Source organism: Streptomyces sp. NPDC015171 (assembly GCF_043079545.1).
GTDB lineage: Bacteria > Actinomycetota > Actinomycetes > Streptomycetales > Streptomycetaceae > Streptomyces.
Genome location: NZ_JBIBUO010000004.1, coordinates 1 through 20909, shown reverse-complemented (window position 1 = coordinate 20909; position 20909 = coordinate 1). Strand labels below are relative to the sequence as shown.

The following is a 20909-nucleotide window of genomic DNA, read 5'->3' as shown; positions in this document are numbered from 1 at the left end:
TGTCCTGGGCGACACCCACCCCGACACCCTGACCAGCCGCAACAACCTCGCTCGTGCTCGCCAAGCCGCCCAAGCTGTACAGCAGCGAAGTACAGCAACCGACCATGGCCAATGACGCCTCCTGAGGGCCGAACGGTGCCCCACACCATCTCCGTTGACCGACCTCTGTAAGGCTACGGATCAGAAGGCCGCTGACATCCACGGCTGACATCAACGACGCCGGACGGAGGTGTACACCAACGTCTCTGTCCGGCCGTTACACCAGTGGCCGACCCAAGTCGGTACGGACTCGGATCGAACTCCTAAAGCGGTGGTCGGCGACGCCCTCTTCGGTGGCAGGCGGTACACCCACCCAAGTCGGAGCGGCTGCCACCAGCATGCTGCTGATCGAGCCTGTGTCGGCGGCGGCGCTCGTGGGATCGATGCTCGATTCCTCCGCGACTGTCGTGGCCCAGCAATCCCCCCAAGTGGCTGCCCAGTCGCCGGCCAGGTCGCTGTTGGGATCGAGATCCTCGGGCTTGCCCGTGATTCCGTAGGCATCAAGGAGTCGTCGCTCCACGCCGAACGGTTCGCCCATGGCGAGCTCCGGGTATTCACTGATCCAGCGCCTGAGAATCCGTCCGCCTTCGGCGATCAGCCACGCCTCTCCGTCGTTCTGTTCACTGTGGAAGAAGAGTTGGGCCTTACCGAAGACCGCGCTCAAATCTCGGCACAGGCTGGTGACGTGCGCCGTCTGCTGGGTATACGGCAGGCCGAAGTACGGTCCGACGACCAGGGTCCACCCCTGCATGGGCGGCGTGACTACAACGGTGGAGAACGGCTCCTCCCCGTCGTGCGCCACCTCGTCGATGAGTACCACACCCTCGGCCCAGCTCGTCTCCTGTACCTCCGTCAAGCCGAGGGCCTTCACTACCTCCGCCTGATCGACAGTCTCGACCGCGAGCCATGAAAGCCAACAGGCGCGTATGAGCGGTGCGGAATCAGATGTCCCCATGGCCTGCATCGTAGAGGCGTAGGCGTTCGCCGACCTGAGGCCGTCTCTGGGCATCTGCGGTGGTTGCTGTACAGCAACCACCGCAACCGCAACCAACCACCAAAGGCCGTCGAAGACCCCACGACCTGCGTGCTGGACCGCAATGGCCGTCCAGCCGACAGTTCGGGACGAAGCGATCGCGCACCTAAGGGGCGCTGCATGACCACCGACGCCCCAGCCTGTCCCGAGTGCAACTAACCCATGCGGTCCGGCGGCCTTGTTCTCTCCGAACGGGAGGACGTCGGCCGGCGGACCTGCCGGACGCTATGGCGGTGTACCGGTCGGCATGTCTGGTGGCGCTGGGCAGACCGGCCAGACGAGCCTTTGGAGGTCTGCCCAGTCCCAGGGCCGTTCCACTGACGTCCAACCCTGACATCAGCGACCCTGGACAGCGGCAACCAGTTGTGGCTCTGCCTCACGAGGCAAGCCCCGACCAGGGCGATGGCAAAGCGGAGACGCGCTGCAGCAGCCGAGCCGTCTCCGGGCCGTCCGAGGCCAACCCCGCATGGCAGAAGCCCGCGGCATGGTGTTCAGAACCGTGGGCTTCGTCGGGCTTCTTGTTCGGCGGGACCGGCAGTCAGGAAACCGCATCTCAGGTCGCACCCAGCAGGCCGCAGCAGAGGAAGCTGCCTCAGCCTCTGAGACGACGCAGCGATCCCCTTCAGGGTCGTTGAGGGTCGCTCCCCGCCAGGAGGTGACCACGGCTGGTAGCAACGCGGAGCACGTCCCGCAATGCCCTGGTCAGTTCCCTCGCCAGCCGTTGCCAGTCTTCCGGGCCGGCGTCCTGGTCGTCGAGGGTGGCGGAGGCATGCTTCAGCAACTCGGCCGCCGTCCCCAGTTGCACCGCTTCGATGTTGTCCGCCAGGCGGGACATGTAGCCGGCCTTGTCGTCGGTGTCCAAGTAGCAGGGCTTCCCCTCCGGCCCCGACCACGGAAGGAGTCGCAGTTCGTTCGGTGCCGTTATCGTTGGGTGCCCTTCTCATCGGTCACGTCGTGGGTGGTGAAGATCGCGTCGACGCGATCTCCTGGGAACACGAGTAGCGCAACCTCGACGACTCGACCGGTGGCGTCGGTCGCGACCCGGGTGATCGCGAGGGCTGCCGCCGTTGGGCCGATCCGGAGGGCGGATGCCTCGTCCGGTGTCGGTGGACGAGCGCATACCATCTCCCGGACGGTTGCCGGTGCCGAGCCGAGGACGGCGAATCGCGTGGCCGTGTCCCGACACGAGGAGTCGTCGTCCAGCGCCCCGGCCGGCGCCAGGTCGCGCGGGATGTAGATGCGGGCCAGACCGTGCGGTGAGTCCCCCTCGTGGCTGATGCAGAAGAACTCAGCGACAGGGCTGCCCGTCGGCACCCTCAGCAAGGTCGTCAGGTGGCCGTCTGCCTGCACGGTGGTGGTGCGAACAGTGACGCGCATGGCCGCTTCAGCGGCGGTCCAGGGATCCAGCGTTCCCCATCCCCCGACGTACACGATCTTGCGGAGGGAGCGGCGGACGAAGTTGCCCTTTCCGTGGATCTTCTCGACAAGACCTTCGCCCTGGAGGACTGCGAGCGCACTTCGCAGTGTGGCCGTACTGACCTTGTATCGGTGGGCGAGGTCTGCCTCGGACGGCAGGCGTTCTCCCGGTTTGACTGCGCCGGTTGTGATCTGGCGCCGGAGATCGTCGGCGATGTCGTGATGGCGTGAAGGCACAGACCGGGTCACCGCCTTCTCTGCACGCGAACGGCAGCGAGCCGGGTTCGCGTGTGTATGGTCAGCAGCTCGCCCGACTCGAAGAGGAGTCGTTTGGCGCCTTGAGGAAGTTGGATGAGGTCCATGACCCGGCACGCTGTGCCGCCCAATTGAATGACGTCGCCACGCTGCACGGTGGCCGCCGTGACCTCGACAGTGGAAACCAGCGCGCCGCCCGATACCCAGCCGCTCACCGCTGCACCTCCCTGGGCTTGGAGTGGCTCGGCATCGAGTGACACGGACACGCGCACGTCTCATAGACAACCGGCAGGTCGATCGGCGCGGAGATGGGAGATGGCTCAGTGCAGAGCAGGTGTGTGCCGATACGGCAGGCGGTCGACCGGTAGGAGACGGTCGAGGCGTCGGCGACGCGAAGCTGTTGGCGTGGAGACATCAGCGAGCCCCCGCCAGGGTCGACCAGGCTTCAGCCGGCAGATGGGAAGCGACCACCACCGCCCGGGGCCGTACTCGTTTCTCCCAGGCCAGCACGTAGGGGCGGACGAGTGCGTTGTCCTCTCCCGCAAGCGGGAGTCGATGGTTGGCGATGTCGGAAACCCGGTCCAGTGGCCGCCTCGACGCATCGGCGGACGCCGGGAAGGTGGGGGCGACCGTCGACCGGGATGGCGTTAAGGGGCGGCGGTGCCTGCCCTTGGGGGCGTACCGCGCTCTGGCGAGCGATACGGCACGGCGGATACGGTTGAGCACGCTGCTCAGCTCCTATCGCTGATGGCTCGGTCCCCCGACCTCGCCCGTCGTGGGGACCGCTTTGTGTACGACCGCCCAGAGGGTGCGGCCGGTCAGGCTGGTGGCGAGGAGCCCGAACCGATCGGCCTCGGCCACCACTTCCAGGACCTCCCGCCATAAGTCGACGGAGAGCGATTCCGGTATCTCCGCTTCGACCGACGTGTAGCGGTCGTACTCCTCCACACGCGTGGGCAGCCCGATGGCTGACAGCCGGGCGACGATGGCCGCCACATGAGATCCCGAAGCGGGCACAGGGCAGCCTCCGTCAACCGGCGATCACTTTCAGTGAAGCTAGTTAACTAGATTAGAGCTAGTGGACTAGATTTTCCATATGCCTGAGCAGCCGCCCTATCTCCGCATCGCCGACGAACTCCGGCGCCGGATCGCGGAGCACGTATGGGAGCCCGGGGACCGCCTGCCGTCCCGCGCCCAGATCGGCCAGGAGTGCGGGGTCGGCGAGAACGTGGTCCGTCGGGCGCAGGAGTTGCTGATCTCCCAGGGTGTACTGGAGGGCCGCGCCGGTTCGGGCACGTACGTCGCCGAGCCCCGGCAGCGCATGCGCATGGTTCGGTCGTCGGCGCGTGAGCGGCCCGACGGGTCTCCGTTCCGGGCGGACATGAAGGCCGTGGGAAGGCAAGGGGATTGGGAGAGCCGGACTGAGGCCAAGGTGCCGGCTCCGGCGGACATCGCGGCGCGGCTCGGCATCACCGAGGGCGACCTGTGCGTCCGGACGACGTACGAATTCCTGGCCGACGGCAGGCCCGTGCAGCTGTCGACGAGCTGGGAGCCGTATGACCTCACCGCCGGCACTCTCGTTGTCCTCCCAGAGGGCGGGCCGCACGCCGGGGCGGGGGTCGTGAACCGGATGGCAGCTATCGGTGTCACCGTCAGCCACGCCGTGGAGCAGCCAGAGCCGAGGCAGGCGACCGCCGAGGAGGCTTCACTCCTGGGCATTCAGAAGGCCGCGCTCGTCACGCACATCCGGCGGACGTACTACAGCGACGAGGGACGGCCCGTGGAGACGGCGGACATCGTGGTGCCCGCCGCTCACTGCGAGATCGTCTACGAGATTCCGATCAATCGATGACGGTTCTGGGCCATTGCGCTCCCAGTGACTATCCATCGCACCTCCCGCACCCCTATGGCTCCGTGGGATTTCGCGTGCCAGGGCCGGAGTCGGTGCCCGAGTGGTCGCATCCATGCATTCGGCCCTACCGATCGATACGAGTCCCAGCGTGGTCCATGACAGTCCGGTAAGGCAGTACCAACGGTGGTACAAAACCCAGCCTCGCTACAGCTACAGTGCGCGCCACGAGGGGTGAAGTCAGCCTCTTATACGAGGCCCTTTGTGATCTTGATGCCTCGATCTGGTCTCTACCGGATGCTTGGTCGCCGCCAGTCGAATGCGTGTCGAAGGCTGGCCCATGAGACGCCGAACACGGGAAGAAGAGCAGGTCAGCAAGGGTGCGATATGTGACCCGCTAAGCGCCTTCTAAGCGCTTGGCCGCAGGTTCGAGTCCTGCCGGGGGCGCCAGGCACCGCCCTCCTTCGGGAGGGCATTTTTGCTGTTCAGAGCCGGTGACGCCGCACACGGGCCAGCCCCGGACTCCCCTTGGCGATCAAGGTCGGAATCCGGGGCTGCCCGGCTGTCACCGGGGTGTCGCGGGTGGCCGTGCCGCATACGTGCCGAAGTCCAGCCGGGCCGCTCAGCCGGCGGACGGCCGTTCGAGCAGGTCCCCGGCGGCCTCGAGCCGCCGCTTCAGGTCGGGCGGCTGACCCTCGACGCACCGGGTGTAGGTGGCCAGGAGCACGGCAACGCTGTTCCCGGCCCACTCCGCCCCCTGGGCGGGCGGGATCCCGTCATCGAGCCACTTCGTCAGGCGCATGTTCCGGTTGTCGTACACACGCCGCCCGGTGGGCGACTCGAAGACGTACGGCGGCAGTACGGCCCTACGCGCACGGCGCCACGCCCGCCGGATGACGGACCCGGCAAGGATGCCTCCCGACTCCCCTGGAACAGCGGATCACCCGGCTGGAGGCGCTCGTCCTCGATGTGCCGCCGCAGGACGCGCGTCAGGGCCGGAGGCCCCGGCACCGTGCGCGTCTCCCCCTCGGCGACACCGGGCTCGGGCAGGGTCACGTCCTCCACGCTCATGGCTCCGGCCTCCTCGGCCCGAGGGCCGCAGTAGTACAGGGTGGCGAAGAACGCGTGGAGCCCCTTGCCGCCGCGCGGCCGGCACCGTATCCAGTCGAGGATCGCCGCCGCCGGCTCCGGGTTCAGCAAGGACCGCTTGTCCATGGTGTTCGTGGTCCTGGTGGCGGCCGTCGAGTCCTTGCCCTTCGGGAGAGGGGTGGCCCGCCGGACGCGCCGGCGGATCGCGTACTTCATGGCGACGTCGAGGATCCGGCGGTTGCGCTTCCGGGACCCGGCCGCCGCCTGCCTGCCGTCGAGGCGGGTGTCGATGGCGCGCGGCACCTGATCGACCGTCTCCGGCTGCTCCCAGGCCGAGACAGGCAGGGAATTCCTCTCGACCCACTTGAGGATGGCCACGACATCCCGGGGCGCGTCGAGGCGCCGGTTCGTGTGGTTCGTGTGGAACGCCCAGTCGCGCAGAGCCGTGCGCACGGCGGCCGGTTCGAACTGCGCCGGCTTGGCCGTCAACAGCGCGACGGTGGTCGTGGTGAGGGTCTTGGCGATGTTCTTCCGGCTGTTGCCGCCGAGTTGAGAGCAACGGGCATCCACGTACTCGCCGGCGAACTTGTACTAGCTCATGGGGGCCGACTTGGAGCGATGTGACACCGGAAGGCCGGTGGCGAGGACGAACACCTCCCTCTTGCCCGTGGCCTGGATGAGTCCGGAGCGGAAGCGCTCGGCGAGCGCGACGATGTCGAGGGCTCACGCCAGCGCTTCCCCGCGACCACCCACCGCACGGTGTACGTGTCCTTCCGGGCGCCCTTGTAGGCGAGGATCTTGAGACCTTCACGTCGTACGTCGTCTCCATCAGGCCGCGTCCTCACGGTCGTCGAGCCAGTGGTCGAGATCGCTCCGCCGGATCCTCAGATCACCGTTCGGCAGCTTGATGCAGCGCGGCGCACGGCGCTTGGCCCGCCAGTCGTAGAAGGTCGAGCACGAGACGGCCAGTTCCTCGCGGACCTCCGCGAGGGCGAGCATGGTGCGCCGCGACCGGACGGCCGTGGTCATCGCACGGTCCCTTCGTCCAGGAGGGCGTCGCGGGCGGTCTCGCGGTTGAGTTGGAAGTCGCGGGCGATGGTCGTGGCGAGAGCGTCTTCCCCCGGGGTGTGGCCATGGCCGGCGTACTGCCAGTCGGCCAGCACGAGGACGGGGTCCGGCTCGCGGTCCTCGAGGCCGAGGACGGATGCCTCTTGGGCGGCGCGGTAGTCGGCGCGTTCCTGACGGAGGGCGCACTCCGTATCCCGTGGCCCGGGTAGTGGTGCGCGAGGACGGCCGCCTCCTGGCGATCCGCCGAGCCGACAACGGCACCTGGGAACTCCCTGGCGGCACCCTCGAACCCGCGGCATCGGGCCCTGGTCTTCCGCTGCAAGCCCTCCAGCGGCACCGAACGCACCTCAAGCGAGTCCACGGCCGTCTCCTGGCTCACGCCGGACGAGGTCAGCGAGCGCATGTCCGAGTCTTCGCGGTCCGACTCCTAGACACCTCGGACGGCAACGGCCCCCACGTACGCAGCCACGACGGGAGGCACCTCATCCCAGCGGGATGAAACCCTCTCTGCTTCATCAAGGCGGCTCGCTCCGCACGCAGCACGGGCGCACAACAAGCAGCCGCCTGGCGCCAGAGATGGGGTATACGTCGTGGCTGGGCGCTCGGCTCCGCGGCTTTAGAGGCCGTTCGCTTTCCGAACCTCGTGTGCGGATTCTGCTGGTCAGACATGAGATTACGGCTGCCGCGGGAGCCTCGACTCGTTGCTGATCGAGTTGCTGTGGGGGTGGCGGATGCCGTCGATGCGGGCAGTTCTGGAAACGCGTCGGAAGGCCGCAGCCGTGCGTGTGGAGGAGCTCGAAGCCGAACTCGAGCGGGTGCGGGTGGACTTGGCGGACGCGGAAGAAGTCCTCAGGCGCCGGGTGATCGGCCTCGAGCAGTATCTGGAGGCCCTGGCCGAAGAGGAACAGCCCGTCGAGACGGCCGTCGGTCCGTCTCGGAGAAAGCCGGTGGGACCGCGCCGTGCGGTGCCGCATCGGGAGAACGCAGCCGGACTCGAGGACCTGTCGGTGGACTACCAGGCGGTGATGGCGGCTGCGGTGGAGGCCGGAGGTGACGGGCTGGGTGCCCGGCGGGCGGCCGTGGTGCTGGGCTGGGACAGCGCCTCCGCCTCGCGGGTCGAGGGTGCGCGAGCACGGTTGAAGAGACTGGTGGAGCGAGGCTGGCTGGTGGAGACGAAGCCCGGAAGATTCATCTTGCCGACAGAGCAGCAGGCCGATGAGGTCGTGCGGCCAGGCGGCGGTTCATGAGGGCGATCATCGACCAGCGGATGACTGCTTCGCTCGTGTCGGTGCGGCGTTCGCAGTCCCGGACCAGGCGCCGACTGCGCGGGATCCAGGCGAAGGACCGCTCGACGACCCAGCAGCGAGGAAGCACCTGGAAACCCTGGACGTCATCCGGACGGCGGACGACCTCGAGGACGAGGCCGAGGTGCCGGCTGGTCCAGTCGGTGAGGTGGCCGGTGTAGCCGCCGTCGGCCCAGACCCGTGCCAGCCGCCTGAAGCGGCCGGTTGCCTGCGGCAGGAGTGTCCGGGCGCCGTCCCGGTCGGTCACGGACGCCGGGGTGACCAGCACGGCCAGGAGGAGTCCGAGTGTGTCGGTGAGCAGGTGCCGCTTGCGCCCGTTGATCTTCTTGCCGGCGTCGAACCCGCGTGATGCATGGGCGACGGTCGCGTCCGCCTTCACCGACTGCGAGTCCACCACAGCCGCACTCGGCTCCGGGCCACGGCCTTCCGCCCGGCGAACGGCCTGGTGCAGCCGATCATGCAGTTCGGTCACCAGCCCTGTGTCCCGCCAGCGGGCGAAGAAGGCGTAGACCCGCGGCCAGGGCGGGAAGTCGGATGGCATCGCCCGCCACTTGATGCCGTTGTCGACGAGGTAAAGTACCGCGTCGATCATCTGCCGGTGGCAGAACCCCTCCGGCCGCCCGCCGCGACCCGCCAGCCAACCAGGAACCGGGAGCAGATCCCGCACCACAGCCCACTCGGCGTCGCTCATGTCCGAGCCATAACAGGGCCGACGATCCGGCCGGTCGGCCGCGTTCCCGAACCTGTGGGCGAGGCAGTCACACCCACGAGTGGACGAACTGGACTCGGCAACCACGACCACGCGACACTTCGACAACAGGGCCTCTTGCTTCTCGCTGGACTCGACATCCGCGAGCTACCAAGAGGCCCTTCTTCCATGCACCCGCACCGGCCGACTCACCCGAACCAGGACGCTGTTCGAACCCAGGCGACCACGCGAGCGGATAGAGAACAGGCAGTTAGGCAGCCACTATGGCGCGAGCCTCGAAGATCACGGGCCCAACGTCGTGCTTCACCGGGCAGGTCCACAGACTGCCCGACGCGCCGGAAGCTTACGGGGCCATGATCACTTGCGCCAAAGCAGCACCAGCCCAAAGCCGCTCCTCCGACCTGAGGTTGACGGAGCGACGTCTGCGGCAGAGCATCCAGCACGGGTAGATCGCTGGAGGGCGACAATGAGCTAGTGCCTACCTGACAGAAGGACAGGTCAAGGGGGATGGGCCTGCCTATCATGGCAGCGGGGCGGAGGTCTGGCAGCAGGCACTCATTCGATGCTGGGCGACAGCCCGGCAGGTTGGGGGGTCTACTTGGTAGCAACTCACCATTACACGGGCGACGAGTGGGAGCAGTACTGCCTGCTACTAGCCAGACGCCACTACGGCGCTGATCAGGTACAGGAAGTTCCCGCGCGCCATGGTGGGGACCTTGGGATCGAGGCCTTCACGTTCAATGGCCGGGCCTTCCAGTGCTACGCACCGGTCGAACCGCTGTCGACCGCGGAGCGGTATGAAAAGCAGCGAGACAAGCTTTCAACGGACCTGCGAAAGCTGACCACAAAGCAAAAAGAGCTGCAAAAGCTTCTCGGTGATGTAAAGATCCGTCACTACATCTTTCTTGTGCCTATCTTCGACTCCGCCCACCTAGTGCAACACGCCAGCATCAAAGCTGAAGAGATCCGATCTTCAAGCCTACCATTCGTCACAGAGGACTTTAAGATCACCGTGGCCACAGACGGCATTTACGCCACGGAACGGGGTGAAGTTCTGGAGCGGCTAGCCTCCTTGGTCGACGTAATTCCGACTCCACCAGGTGACATCTCCAGTTGGATCGAGGGTAATTCTCAGCTCACAGAGACCGCACTGGGAAAACTGGCGAAGCTTCGGCTGCCCTCCAGCAGTCAAAGAAGCTATCTCGAACAGCTAGTAGTTCAGTTTTTGGATTCAGAGAATGCGTTAATGCGCCTACGCGAGAAATACCCCGACCAATGGGAAGCGGCGACGGGCGCCAAGGTACGAAAAGAACGCAAACTAGTCCTCGAATATCCCCCTGGTAGCACTAACAGCGCTGCCGACCTAACGAGTATTGTCAAGTCCCTTAAAGAAGACTTCGCGCACCAGGTGCCGGCGTTGGACGAGACATTCATCGACGCTATGTCATGGGGATCCATCGCAGATTGGCTTATGAGATGTCCGCTCGATTTTGAGACCGAGGATGCATCATGACCAATCAGACAATGCTGGAGCAGGCCTTCTCGGGAATCAGGAGCAGCGTTTTCTTTACCAGACGCCCCGATCCCATTCCTGGCGATCTTCGAATCGGCTGGAGATTATCCTCAGCAATTCTGATCCTAAGGCAGTGTCGAGGAAACACAGCAAATCTCGAACAGATCCACGTCCTTACCTGGGCTCTGCGGTCACCTCATGGGCGCGAAGTGATCAGTGAGTGGTTCCTCGCAGGGCGCAAGCCGAACGACTTGATCATTCGCCATGATCCATCTACGGCACGAACGATCAATCTGGTAGTCGCCGGAGGATTGGCAGTTAGGAACAACAACTCAACGATTTCCCTGACTGAAAAAGGTGAAAGGCTGGCTCACCTGCTCTGGAGGCGCCCCGATGTGCTTGCGCCGGAGAAGCGATTTCTTTCCACTCTCCCAGCGCGAATCACACAAAGGTCTATTCACGATCTTCTTGAGTGGGGGGATTAAAATATGAAGATCCGCAAGCTCGCGTTGACCGTTCGTACCTCCGGTCCCACGTGCGGAGTGAATCTCACCTTCGGCGACGGACTCAATATCTTGCGGGCTGACAACTCCAGTGGAAAATCGACCTGTTTACAGTCAATCGTGTACGCGCTGGGGTTGGAAGGGATGATGAGTCCAAGCCGTGACATCCCTCTTCCACATGCAATGACAGATGTCGTCGAAGTTGAAGGGGTCGAGCACAGGGTAGTTACCTCCAGCGTCTCACTGGAAATCGAGAACCAGCGCGGAGAGGTCCTCACGATCGGCCGGCCGGTCAAGAGCACTCAACACGATACGAGTCTGATCCGGACGCTCAACGGGCCAGCACTCTCGGAGCCAGCAGGTACTTACCAGCAACGAGATTTCTTCGTGCGCCGCGCCGGAGCAGCCCAGCGTGAGGCTGGCTTTCATCACGAACTGGCCCGCTTCCTTGCCTGGGAACTACCTCGCGTAACCAAAACGGATGGTACTGAGGGTCCCCTCTACTTGGAGTGCCTGTTTCCCTACTTCTTCGTAGAGCAGAAGCACGGGTGGTCAGGCGTTCAGGCACGCATCCCAACGTATCTTGGGATCCAAGATGTGTCCAAAAGGGCGGCAGAATTCATCCTCTCCATGGATGCCATGGATATGGTTCTAGAAACCCAAAGGGCCGAGTCTGCAATCGCGCTACTTGAAGCCGACTGGAAAATAGTCGAGCGCAACATCTCCGAGCTGGCGTCACGAGCCGGGGTGCTTATCAGAGGGATCCCGAAAAAGCCAACGGCTTCATGGCGCAGGAACGACCTGGTCAGCCTGGAGGTTGATTCCGGTTCCGGATGGATTGCTCTCGACGAGGAGATTGACCGTCTAATCCACGAACTCGAAACTCGCCAGACCCAGCTAGTCACCTCGGTAGGCGAGGCGGCGCCCGGCATTGAAGAAGCACTGTCTGAGAATCAAGAGCGTGCGACGCACCTCAATATCGCCCTATCGTCAGCAATCGGAGATTTAGAGCAGGCCAAGCGGCAATCCAATTCACTTGAACTCCGGATCGAAGCACTTGAGGAAGACCTCCGAAAACACAAGGATGCGTCACTGCTTAAGACTCTCGGATCCTCCGATAATTTCATCGAATCCTTCTCTAGCTGTCCGACTTGTGGCCAGCAGCTACCCGATGGCTTCGAAATCACGGACTACCCGCTGACCATCGAAGATAACATCGCCCACCTCGAGAAGGAGCTGTCCACTTTTCGCGCGATGGTCGGGGACTCCAAGCGAGTCGTTCAAATCGGGCAGATCCGAGTGAACCGCCTACGGGAGGAGATGGATGCTCTCCGTACCACAATCAGGTCCCAGAAGGATGCTCTAGTAAGCCCCAGTGCGCTACCCAATCCTGCTGTACTTGCTGAACGCTTGCGCCTTGAAGAACGCGTGGCCGCGCTACGAAACGTCAGAGATTCGATCGAATCTTATATAGACGAACTTGATTCCCTCGCGACAACCTGGAAACACAATAAGGAAAATCTGTCCTCCCTGCGGAGGCGGGAACTCTCTTCTGGCGACGAGGCCAAAATAAATTCCCTTCGATCGTCACTCTCATCACAACTTAGGTCTTACGGGTTCCGCTCACTAGAGCCAGACTCGATCGAAATCTCGAAGAAGACCTATCGCCCCGTGCATGAGGGATTCGACCTTGGCTTCGATTTGTCGGCTAGTGACATGATCCGCGTCATTTGGGCTTACCTTCTGTCGTACATGGAGGTATCCCGGGAATTCCGCGCAAACCACCTTCAGTTACTGATCTTTGACGAGCCGCGACAGCAAGAGGCGGCGCGTCCAAGCTTTCAGCAGCTCTTGCAGCGCGCGGCCATGAATGGTTCTGCCGGTAGCCAGGTAATTTTCGCCACAAGCGAGGAGGAGGATGATCTAGCGTCCATGCTCGCTGGGCTGCCCCATCGAATCACGTCTGTTCCCCGAGGAGAGAAACTCATCAAACCCTTTGAATTTTGACGGGCGTGCAGATAGCGGCAGTGTAGTAAGGGCATGCTGCTTCGATTGCCGACCAAGGGGTAGCCGCACGGCTTTACGGATCCACCGCTGGCCCACCGGTCGTCCTCTCCGAGTCAGGGCCTCAAACCCAGACAGGCGCCGTGAAGCGCATGGCCGCGATCGGCTCACCCAGCTTCGGTTCTGAGTAGCCTCACGGCAACGTGCTATCTCGGTTACCCTTCCACGCACGCCCGCAAGTATCCCGAAGAGGGGAAGAGTGGCTGGGCACCGCGCCAGCTTCCCTGTCGGTGCGCACATGCGGATCGAGCGATGTAGCCCAACAGACAACGTCTGCGGATAGAGTCAACGCATGGAGATCAGAAGCGAGCGGCAGCTCAATGCGGTGGCCGACGAGGTCTCGGCCATAACCGCCGTTGTTCGTCCCATTCTGCTAGGAATCCTGTACTCCCTCAAGGCAGATGTGGTGGCCGAAGCGGGAGGCCGAGACGACGTCAAGCTCAAGATGCTGCCCCGCTTGCACCGCGCCGGTGACGGAGACACCGGGATCTGCTTCGAGTACGCAGCACACGACGCTGTGACGAGAGCCGACGCACGCGTCTCCGAACGGGTTCTCGATGCTCTCAAGTACTGCCGGGTGCCGGGTTCCAGTGGGGGTACAGGAGACGTCGATCTCAACTCGATCCTCTTCGGCGCTGAGAAAGCCGGCTCCCAGCAGCTCATCGATACGGCGGGCTCCCTGCTCACTGACGACTCTTCGCTGCTGTCGGGCTCGCGGGGCCGTCCCGTCAAACTGAAGAAGCACCTGACCAGCGCTGCGGCGGCCTTTCGGAAAAGGGGCAAGGGAGACGACCTCCCCCACAGCATCAGTGGGTTGTGGCGAACGGATCTTTTCCTCGGTTGCGTCGCGACCGACTATTGGGTTGCTACTACGGTCAAGATCAACCCGACCCAGCTTAAAGGAGACCGCGGCCTCCGTATTGGGATTGTTCCCGCTGTTCAGGGCGCGTCCGATCGTGTGTACCTCGACGACCACCGAAACCTGGTGGTCTGCCCCCTGCCCTACGACGGCAGCTTCGTAGAGACGTTCTATCTCGCCTGGGAGGTCATCAGAGCCTTCTTCGCCTCCGATGCTCAACTACCCAAGGAGGTGGCATTGCCTCGCCCCGCAGCGCGCACCGTGGCTCGTTATCTCGCTGATCGTCGAGAGTACGCCGTCCTCGACGTCGTTGAGGCCCTTGCGGCGCTGGCTCAGCCTGAACTCCTTGTGACTGAGACGTCGGCTGCCGACCTCGTGCGCTCCGGGGGAACATCCCCGGATGTGATCACGTCCGCAGTCCTTGCCCCGGAACCACGCCTTCTGTAACCGGTCAGAAGCCCACGGCATCCGTCCTGTAGAGCCGTGGGCTTCGTCAGTCCCGCTGGTCAGCGGGGACCGTGATCAGTAGGACAGCAAGTCAGGCCGCACCGCGCAGGTGTAGCAGCCAAATGCGCCGTCCCGTTCAGAGGTGATGCGGGTCGCTCAATGCCAGGAGGTGACCGCGGCTGACTGCAACGCGAAGAACATCCCGCAACGCCCTGGTCAGCTCCCTCGCCAGCCGTTGCACGTCCTCCGGGCCGGCGTCCTGGTCGTCGAGGGTGGCGGAGGCATGCTTCAGCAACTCGGCCGCCGTCCCCAGTTGCACCGCTTCGATGTTGTCCGCCAGGCGGGACATGTAGCCGGCCTTGTCGTCGGTGTCCAAGTAGCAGGGCTTCCCCTCCGGCCCCGACCACGGAAGGAGTCGCAGTTCGTTCGGTGCCGTCATCGTTGGGTGCCCTTCTCATCGGTCACGTCGTGGGTGGTGAAGATCGCGTCGACGCGATCTCCTGGGAACACGAGTAGCGCGGCCTCGACGACTCGACCGGTGGCGTCTGTCGCGACCCGTGTGATCGCGAGGGCTGCCGCTGTTGGGCCGATCCGGAGGGCGGATGCCTCGTCCGGTGTCGGTGGACGAGCACATACCGTCTCCCGGACGGTTGCCGGTGCCTAGCCGAGGACGGCGAATCGCGTGGCCGTGTCCCGCCACGAGGAGTCGTCGCCCAGCACCCCGGCCGGCGCCAGGTCGCACGGGATGTAGATGCGGGCCATACCGTGCGGTGAGTCCCCCTCGTGGCTGATGCAGAAGAACTCAGCGAGCGGGCTGCCCGTCGGCACCCTCAGCAAGGACGTCAGATGGCCGTCTGCCTGCACGGTGGTGGTGCGAACAGTGACGCGCATGGCCGCTTCAGCGGCGGTCCAGGGATCCAGCGTTCCCCATCCCCCGACGTACACGATCTTGCGGAGGGAGCGGCGGACGAAGTTGCCCTTTCCGTGGATCTTCTCGACAAGGCCCTCGCCTTGGATGACTGCGAGCGCACTTCGCAGTGTGGCCGTACTGACCTTGTATCGGTCGGCGATTTGGGAGCCGTACGACCTCACCGCCGGCACGCTCGTCGTCCTCCCCGAGGGAGGGCCGCACGCCGGGGCGGGGGTCGTGAACCGCATGGCCGCGATCGGCGTCACCGTCAGCCACGCCGTGGAGCAGCCGGAGCCGAGGCAGGCGACCGCCGAGGAGGCCTCGCTCCTCGGCATCCAGAAGGCCGCGCTCGTCACGCACATCCGGCGGACGTACTACCGCGACCAGGGTTGGCCCGTGGAGACGGCGGACGTCGTGGTGCCCGCCGCACACTGCGAGATCGTCTACGAGATTCCGATCAGCCGCCAGCTCCGCTCACAGGGCACCTCGGATGCGTGTGCCCAGTAGGGTCCCCAGCCATGACCACTTCTCCTGATCACGTCGCCGGCAGGGAAGACCTGGCAGCTTTCGTTCGCGCCTTGCGCAGCAGCTACGCCGAGGACGGAAGCTCATGGGAGAACGCGGACCTTCCGAGCTTCCTGGAGGCCTTGGCCGCATGGATCGACGACGCGGACGGTTGGTACGGCAATACCGGTAGGGAGTTGCCGCGCGACGGCGACTGGATGTTCTTCGCACGGGCTCTTCGAGCGGCGACCGTGTACGAGTAGTCGAGCCTTGTCGAATACGTGTCGAGGGCCGGTCAGTGTGGCGGTCGGTACGGCAGGAGAGGCAGGTCAGCAGGGGTGCGCCCCGCTTCGCGCCAGGCGCCTTCCCAGCGCTTGGCCGCAGGTTCGAGTCCTGCCGGGGGCGCACATGCCGTCTCATCTGCGGAAGCGCTGGTGAGGCTCGCTCGTTTCGCCACCGTTGAACGGCAGGGGTCGCGGCCAGGGCCGTCAGTCGGCAGGCGTGGTGTGCCGGTGCGGGACTAGCCTGGGAAGTAGTCGGCGCCCGCGTCGGGCCGTGTGCTCTGCCGGCCGGGTATCGCACCGCCGACGGGCGGGGAGCCAGGCAGGAGCGCGGAGATGGCCTGGAACGTGAGCGGTACCTATCTCGAGAGCTGCAACTGCGACAGCGTGTGCCCGTGCACCACCTCCGGCCTGACCGCACCCGCCGACAACGAGCGCTGTCAGGTCACCCTCGCGTTCCACGTCGAGCGGGGCGAGGTCGACGGCGTGGACGTGTCGGACCGCAGTGTCGTCGTCTTCGCGGACACGCCGCGTGTGATGGCGGACGGCGGCTGGCAGGTGGCGCTGTACGTCGACGCCTCGGCCGACGACGGCCAGGCGGACGCGCTGGGCAAGGTCTTCTCCGGCGGGTCGGGCGGGCCGATGGCGGCGCTCGTCCCGCTCATCGGCGAGGTCATCGGCGTCGAACGCGTCCCCATCGAGTTCCACGACGACGGGCGCCGCCACGCCGTGCGGGTGGCCGACGCCATCGACATCGAGATCGAGGACCAGGTGGCCCCGCAGTTCGGCGAGGGCGGCCCCGTGATGCGGCTGAGCGGCATGTTCCACCCGGCGAACAGCACGGTGACGGTCGCCCGGTCGACGCGCGCCATCGGCCGTGACGTACAAGGCCGTTCGTGGGACTTCACCGGCCGCAACGCGCACTCGGCGCCCTTCTCATGGTCGGCGTGACCCGCACCTCGACGACGATCCGCCGCCCCGCGGCCCCCGCCGGTCTGCTGCTGCTCATGGCAGCGGCCGCCTGGACCTGGACGGCACTGCACCGGGCCGGCATGGGGTCCGGGCCCATGGCCGGGGACCTGCCCGTCTTCCTGGGCACATGGACGGTCATGATGGCCGCGATGATGCTGCCGGCCACGGCGCCGGTCGCCTCGCTGTACGCACGGACGGCGCCGGAGCGCCGAACGCCCCGCGTGATCGCGTTCACCGCCGGCTATGTGCTCGTCTGGGCGGCGGCCGGGCTGCCCGCCTACGCCGCGGTCAGGGGCGCCGCGCACGTCACGGCCGCGCATCCCACGGCGGGGACGGCGGTGGCCGCCGCCGTCTTCGCCGTCGCCGGTGCCTACCAGCTGACCGGCCTCAAGGACTTCTGCCTCGCCAAGTGCCGCTCGCCGATCGGGATGCTGCTGCGCTACGCGTCGTACCGCGGGCCCGCCCGGCATGTGCGGGCCGGCGCGCGTCACGGGGCCTTCTGCCTGGGATGCTGCTGGTCCCTGATGCTGCTGCTCGTCGCGTTCGGGGTGATGAACCTCTGGGCCATGGCGGGCCTGGCCGCCGTCGTCACCGCCGAGAAACGCCTGCCGCGGGGCCGTCTCATCGCCCGCGGCACGGGGCTGGCCTCCCTCGTGCTCGCCGTCGTCGTCCTCTGGGTGCCCTCGCTGGCCCCCGGTCTCACCGGCGGCGACATGACGGAGATGGGGCTCCCGCCGCTGCGCTGAGCCGGACCGGAGCTTCCGGACCGGAGCGTGTCGTGTCGTGTCGTGTCGTGTCGTGTCGTGTCGCACTGCGTGTACGTCCCGTTCCACCCGTTCAACCTGTTCAGCGCGTTCAGCCGGTCGTTGTCGTTAGAGTCGGTCCCCGGGAAAGGGGAGACCACATGCGGCTTCGGTGTGCGGTGCTGGACGACTTCCAGGGTGTGGCCCTCGAGTCGGCCGACTGGTCGGCGGTCGAGGGGCAGGTGGAGGTCGTCGCGCTGCGCGAGCACCTCGACGGTGAGGACGCCCTCGCCGCGGCCCTCGCCGACTGCGACATCGTCGTGACCCTGCGGGAGCGCGTCCCCTTCCCCGGGTCCCTGATCGCCCGTCTGCCGCGGCTGAAGCTCCTCATCGCCTCCGGGATGCGCAACAGCGTCATCGACTACGCCGCCGCCGAGGCACACGGCGTGACCGTGTGCGGTACGGCGAGTTCCAGCACCCCGCCGGTGGAGCTGACCTGGGCGCTGCTGCTCGGCCTCGCCCGCGGGATCGTCCAGGAGAGCGACGCGCTGCGCGGCGACGGGCCCTGGCAGTCGACCGTCGGCGCCGATCTGCACGGCCGCCGGCTCGGCCTGCTCGGGCTGGGAAAGATCGGCAGCCGGGTGGCCCAGGTCGGGCTCGCCTTCGGGATGCGGGTCGGCGCCTGGAGCCAGAACCTCACCCGGGAACGCGCCGAGGAGGTGGGCGTCGAGGCGGCCGGGTCCAAGGAGGAACTGCTGGCCGGCGCCGACTTCGTCTCCGTCCATCTGGCCCTCGGCGACCGCACCCGCGGCCTCGTCGGCGCCGCCGAACTCGCGCTGATGAAGCCGACCGCCTACCTCGTCAACACCTCCCGCGCCGCGATCATCGACCAGGACGCGCTGCTGGCGGCGCTGCGCGAGGGCCGGATCGCCGGCGCCGGTGTCGACGTCTTCGACGCCGAGCCGCTGCCCGCCGGGCACCCGATGCGCACCGCGCCCCGCCTCCTCGCCACCCCCCACCTCGGTTACGTCTCCCGCGCCAACTACGCGACGTACTACGGCCAGGCGGTGGAGAACATCCAGGCCTATCTGGCGGGCTCCCCGGTTCGCCGGCTGCCCGTACCCGAGGACACCTGCCGTTAAAAGAGTGATCCCCCGTCGATCACCGTGACCCGCCCTGCGCGGCGGCGTTGAACGGGAAGTGCGGCGGCTGGTCTGCCGCTGCGCTTTCCGAGCTACAAAAGGAGAACGTGATGTCTCGCATCGCGAAGGCAGCCGCTGTCGCTCTCGGCACCGGTTCCGTGGTGATCAGCGGTGCCGGGCTGGCCCTGGCCGACGCGGGCGCTCAGGGCGCAGCCGTCGATTCGCCCGGCGTCGTGTCCGGCAACGTGATCCAGGTCCCGCTGCACGTCCCGGTCAACGTGTGCGGGAACACCGTCGACGTGATCGGCCTGCTGAACCCGGCCTTCGGCAACACCTGCCTCAACGCCAGCGGCGGCAAGGGCACGCCCGGCACCCCCGGCAGCTACGGCAACTGAGCCCGCCGGCACATCGAGGGAAGAGCCCCGGCACTCCGAGCGCCGGGGCTCTTCCCTGCCCGGCTTCTCCCGCCCGGCTTCTTCTGTCCGGCTTCTCCCGCCCCGGGGCAGCCCTGCGGCCGAAGACCGGGACAGCGGGCCGGGGCGTCCGCTCACGCGTACCGGTAGACCTTGCTCATGTCCTCCAGCTGGTCCGGCGTCTCGCTCCACGGCGGCAGCCGCTCGTGCCGGGCGACGACGCGCCGGTACTGCGCGTCGCCCGCGCGGGGCGGCTCGGCCGGCAGGTAGCGGTGGCTGCGGTGGGCCCGCTGCCAGCGGTACCACTGCAGGTCGAGAAAGGCGTGGTGCAGCCAGAACACCGGGTCGTTGACGGACGCGCCGCTGAGCATCACGCCGCCGACCCAGCGGTGCACCCGGTTGTGGTTTCGCCAGGAGGCGCTGCCGCTGCCGGTCCCCCAGCCCTCCAGCTTGTTGCGGAAGCCCTTGGTGACGGTCGAGTTCCAGGGCCACACGTCGTAGACGGGATCGTCGAGCGCCGACTGCAGTTCGCTCCGGGTGGGCAGCTGGATGGGGGCGGCGGCGCGGCCCAGGTCCCGGGTGAGGAACTTGCCGTCGGTGATGCCCTCCTTGATGGTCCAGTGGCCCGCCTTGTAGGCGAACGGACCGGTCGTCACCTGCCGGTCGGAGCGGCGCCCGTTCCCGCCGAGCAGGTCCTTCGTCCAGGGCACCGCGGTCGTCCTGCGGTCCCGGGTCCAGTCCCAGTACGGCACCGTCACCGAGGAGTCGACGCGGCGCAGCGCCCGTTCCAGTTCCAGCAGGAACCTGCGGTGCCAGGGCAGGAAGGACGGTGTCATGTGGGCGCTGCGCAGCCCGTCCTCGCCGTCGGCGGTGTAGAAGTCGATGTGCATGCGCACGAACTCGTCGTACTCGCCGCGCCGTTTGACCGCCAGCAGCGCGTTGACGAACCGCCGCCGCTCGTTCGCGGTGAGCTTGCTGACGTTCTTACGCACGTACGCCATGGCCGCCCCCCGTCCCGTGGCCCGCGCGCTCCCCGGTCATCGGCCCCGGCGCCATGTCGCGCAGCCGCTGGCCGGGCCCGATCTCGTCCACCGCGGCCCGGGCCGCCTCCTGCGGCGTCCGGTACGACGTGTAGTGGTCGACCATGCTCAGCCAGGAGCCGTCGGCCCGGCGCATCAGGTGCAGCGGGCGGCCGTCGATGGTGATCTGCCACTCGCCGTCGGCCGCCCTGCGCCCCACGACCGGAACCAGGACGCCCTGGATACGGCGGCCCCGGTAGGTCTCGTCGAAGGAGCTGCCGTCGTCCGCCTCGGCCGGCGGGACGGGCCGGGAGGCGGCGACGACCGGGGCGAGACCCAGTGCGGCGACGGAGGCGAGCAGCCCCCGCGCCACCTCTCTCCGTGTGGGTCTCGCCGCGCCCGCTCCGCCCTGCTGCTCCGCACCGACCGTCACTCCGCCGACCATGCTCGCTCCTCGTCCGGGTTCGGATGTCCGTACCGGCTAAACGGCCGAGGGCGCGCGGGGTCACCGCCGTAGAGCCATACGGCGGGTACGGCCGTGGATCCCCGGGGCTCGTAGGACCCGTCGACCCGGGGGCCCGTAGGACCCGTAGACCGGTGAGGCCCGTAGGACCCGTAGACCGGTAGACCGGTAGGACCCCTGGGTCCCCCAGGTCACCTAGACCCCTAGGCCCCTAGGCCCCTAGAGCGTGTTTTAGAAATCGCTGCCCTGTTTGGTTGGCCGTCGGGGGAAGTCGCGGGCGGCCAACCAGATGGTGAGGTCGCGGGCGATGTCGT

General features: G+C 66.4%; 23 protein-coding genes and 4 pseudogenes. 13 read left to right on the top strand and 14 right to left on the bottom strand.

Annotation, left to right across the window (positions count from 1 at the left end; genetic code table 11):
• Positions 1-256: 256 nt before the first annotated feature.
• The 5 genes from ACF073_RS12265 to ACF073_RS12245 form a co-directional block, all read right to left on the bottom strand.
• Positions 257-994 (bottom strand): hypothetical protein, encoded by a 738-nt coding sequence (locus ACF073_RS12265; protein WP_392068989.1) that lies wholly within the window; start codon positions 992-994, stop codon positions 257-259.
• A 700-nt stretch (positions 995-1694) separates the two neighbouring features.
• Positions 1695-1997: a hypothetical protein gene (locus ACF073_RS12260; RefSeq protein WP_392069968.1), complete on the bottom strand. Its 303-nt coding sequence runs from the start codon at positions 1995-1997 to the stop codon at positions 1695-1697.
• Positions 1994-2737 (bottom strand): GntR family transcriptional regulator, encoded by a 744-nt coding sequence (locus ACF073_RS12255; protein WP_392068987.1) that lies wholly within the window; start codon positions 2735-2737, stop codon positions 1994-1996. The genes ACF073_RS12260 and ACF073_RS12255 overlap by 4 nt, the downstream gene beginning before the upstream one ends.
• Positions 2734-2958, bottom strand: coding sequence for a hypothetical protein (locus ACF073_RS12250; RefSeq protein WP_392068985.1), 225 nt, complete (start codon positions 2956-2958; stop codon positions 2734-2736). The genes ACF073_RS12255 and ACF073_RS12250 overlap by 4 nt, the downstream gene beginning before the upstream one ends.
• A gap of 523 nt (positions 2959-3481) precedes the next feature.
• Complete coding sequence (locus ACF073_RS12245) at positions 3482-3760, bottom strand: hypothetical protein (RefSeq protein WP_392068983.1); 279 nt, start codon at positions 3758-3760, stop codon at positions 3482-3484.
• Between the two features lie 79 nt (positions 3761-3839).
• On the opposite strand from ACF073_RS12245, the gene ACF073_RS12240 reads away from it, so the two are divergent.
• A complete protein-coding gene (locus ACF073_RS12240) occupies positions 3840-4595 on the top strand; it encodes a GntR family transcriptional regulator (RefSeq protein ID WP_392068981.1) in 756 nt (251 codons plus the stop codon).
• A gap of 619 nt (positions 4596-5214) precedes the next feature.
• Here the strand turns inward: ACF073_RS12240 and ACF073_RS12235 are convergent.
• The 4 genes and pseudogenes from ACF073_RS12235 to ACF073_RS12220 form a co-directional block, all read right to left on the bottom strand.
• Positions 5215-5394, bottom strand: a complete 180-nt coding sequence (locus ACF073_RS12235; RefSeq protein ID WP_392068979.1) for an integrase — start codon at positions 5392-5394, stop codon at positions 5215-5217.
• A complete protein-coding gene (locus ACF073_RS12230; RefSeq protein ID WP_392068977.1) occupies positions 5385-6251 on the bottom strand; it encodes a hypothetical protein in 867 nt (288 codons plus the stop codon). Before ACF073_RS12230 ends, ACF073_RS12235 begins: the two co-directional genes overlap by 10 nt.
• Before the next feature lie 258 nt (positions 6252-6509).
• A complete protein-coding gene (locus ACF073_RS12225) occupies positions 6510-6710 on the bottom strand; it encodes a helix-turn-helix transcriptional regulator (RefSeq protein WP_392068975.1) in 201 nt (66 codons plus the stop codon).
• Positions 6707-6931, bottom strand: a pseudogene (locus ACF073_RS12220) (replication initiation protein); the annotation flags it as partial. The gene ACF073_RS12225 and the pseudogene ACF073_RS12220, both read right to left, overlap by 4 nt.
• Between ACF073_RS12220 and ACF073_RS12215 the strand changes: the two are divergent.
• Positions 6886-7248, top strand: a pseudogene (locus ACF073_RS12215) (NUDIX hydrolase). The pseudogenes ACF073_RS12220 and ACF073_RS12215 sit on opposite strands and share 46 nt — an antisense overlap.
• Positions 7249-7489: 241 nt before the next feature.
• Positions 7490-7996, top strand: coding sequence for a hypothetical protein (locus ACF073_RS12210; RefSeq protein WP_392069967.1), 507 nt, complete (start codon positions 7490-7492; stop codon positions 7994-7996).
• On the opposite strand, the gene ACF073_RS12205 is transcribed toward ACF073_RS12210, so the two are convergent.
• Positions 7938-8744: an IS5 family transposase gene (locus ACF073_RS12205; RefSeq protein ID WP_392068973.1), complete on the bottom strand. Its 807-nt coding sequence runs from the start codon at positions 8742-8744 to the stop codon at positions 7938-7940. The two genes, ACF073_RS12210 and ACF073_RS12205, sit on opposite strands and share 59 nt — an antisense overlap.
• Positions 8745-9324: 580 nt before the next feature.
• Here ACF073_RS12205 and ACF073_RS12200 point away from each other — a divergent pair.
• The 4 genes from ACF073_RS12200 (at position 9325) to ACF073_RS12185 (ending at position 14148) form a co-directional block, all read left to right on the top strand.
• Entirely contained in the window at positions 9325-10275 is a 951-nt protein-coding gene (locus tag ACF073_RS12200) for a hypothetical protein (protein WP_392068971.1), read from the top strand.
• The gene (locus ACF073_RS12195) at positions 10272-10760 is read left to right on the top strand and encodes a hypothetical protein (RefSeq protein WP_392068970.1); all 489 of its coding nucleotides are present in this window, start codon (positions 10272-10274) and stop codon (positions 10758-10760) included. The genes ACF073_RS12200 and ACF073_RS12195 overlap by 4 nt, the downstream gene beginning before the upstream one ends.
• A gap of 3 nt (positions 10761-10763) precedes the next feature.
• Positions 10764-12785, top strand: coding sequence for a hypothetical protein (locus tag ACF073_RS12190; RefSeq protein WP_392068968.1), 2022 nt, complete (start codon positions 10764-10766; stop codon positions 12783-12785).
• 349 nt (positions 12786-13134) lie between these two features.
• Complete coding sequence (locus ACF073_RS12185; RefSeq protein WP_392068966.1) at positions 13135-14148, top strand: hypothetical protein; 1014 nt, start codon at positions 13135-13137, stop codon at positions 14146-14148.
• Between the two features lie 136 nt (positions 14149-14284).
• Here ACF073_RS12185 and ACF073_RS12180 read toward each other — a convergent pair whose 3' ends face one another.
• Together ACF073_RS12180 and ACF073_RS12175 are read right to left on the bottom strand one after the other, a co-directional pair.
• Positions 14285-14587, bottom strand: coding sequence for a hypothetical protein (locus ACF073_RS12180; RefSeq protein ID WP_392068964.1), 303 nt, complete (start codon positions 14585-14587; stop codon positions 14285-14287).
• Positions 14584-15219 (bottom strand): annotated as a pseudogene (locus ACF073_RS12175) (GntR family transcriptional regulator); the annotation flags it as partial. The gene ACF073_RS12180 and the pseudogene ACF073_RS12175, both read right to left, overlap by 4 nt.
• Here ACF073_RS12175 and ACF073_RS12170 point away from each other — a divergent pair.
• The 6 genes and pseudogenes from ACF073_RS12170 to ACF073_RS12145 all read left to right on the top strand — a co-directional run.
• Positions 15212-15565 (top strand): annotated as a pseudogene (locus tag ACF073_RS12170) (UTRA domain-containing protein); the annotation flags it as partial. The pseudogenes ACF073_RS12175 and ACF073_RS12170 overlap by 8 nt on opposite strands.
• Positions 15566-15576: 11 nt before the next feature.
• Positions 15577-15825: a hypothetical protein gene (locus ACF073_RS12165; protein ID WP_392068962.1), complete on the top strand. Its 249-nt coding sequence runs from the start codon at positions 15577-15579 to the stop codon at positions 15823-15825.
• 354 nt (positions 15826-16179) lie between these two features.
• On the top strand, positions 16180-16794 hold the full coding sequence (locus tag ACF073_RS12160) for a DUF1326 domain-containing protein (RefSeq protein WP_392068960.1): 615 nt from the start codon (positions 16180-16182) through the stop codon (positions 16792-16794).
• Positions 16791-17561, top strand: coding sequence for a DUF2182 domain-containing protein (locus tag ACF073_RS12155; RefSeq protein ID WP_392068958.1), 771 nt, complete (start codon positions 16791-16793; stop codon positions 17559-17561). Before ACF073_RS12160 ends, ACF073_RS12155 begins: the two co-directional genes overlap by 4 nt.
• 158 nt (positions 17562-17719) lie before the next feature.
• Positions 17720-18700 (top strand): D-2-hydroxyacid dehydrogenase family protein, encoded by a 981-nt coding sequence (locus ACF073_RS12150; RefSeq protein ID WP_392068956.1) that lies wholly within the window; start codon positions 17720-17722, stop codon positions 18698-18700.
• 110 nt (positions 18701-18810) lie between these two features.
• Positions 18811-19095 carry a chaplin gene (locus tag ACF073_RS12145; protein ID WP_392068955.1) on the top strand — a complete coding sequence of 95 codons (285 nt, stop codon included), beginning with the start codon at positions 18811-18813 and terminating at the stop codon, positions 19093-19095.
• Between the two features lie 152 nt (positions 19096-19247).
• Here the strand turns inward: ACF073_RS12145 and ACF073_RS12140 are convergent, their stop codons facing one another.
• Positions 19248-20114, bottom strand: coding sequence for a tyrosinase family protein (locus tag ACF073_RS12140; RefSeq protein WP_392068953.1), 867 nt, complete (start codon positions 20112-20114; stop codon positions 19248-19250).
• On the bottom strand, positions 20098-20577 hold the full coding sequence (locus ACF073_RS12135) for a tyrosinase family oxidase copper chaperone (RefSeq protein WP_392068951.1): 480 nt from the start codon (positions 20575-20577) through the stop codon (positions 20098-20100). The genes ACF073_RS12140 and ACF073_RS12135 overlap by 17 nt, the downstream gene beginning before the upstream one ends.
• Positions 20578-20909: the final 332 nt, after the last annotated feature.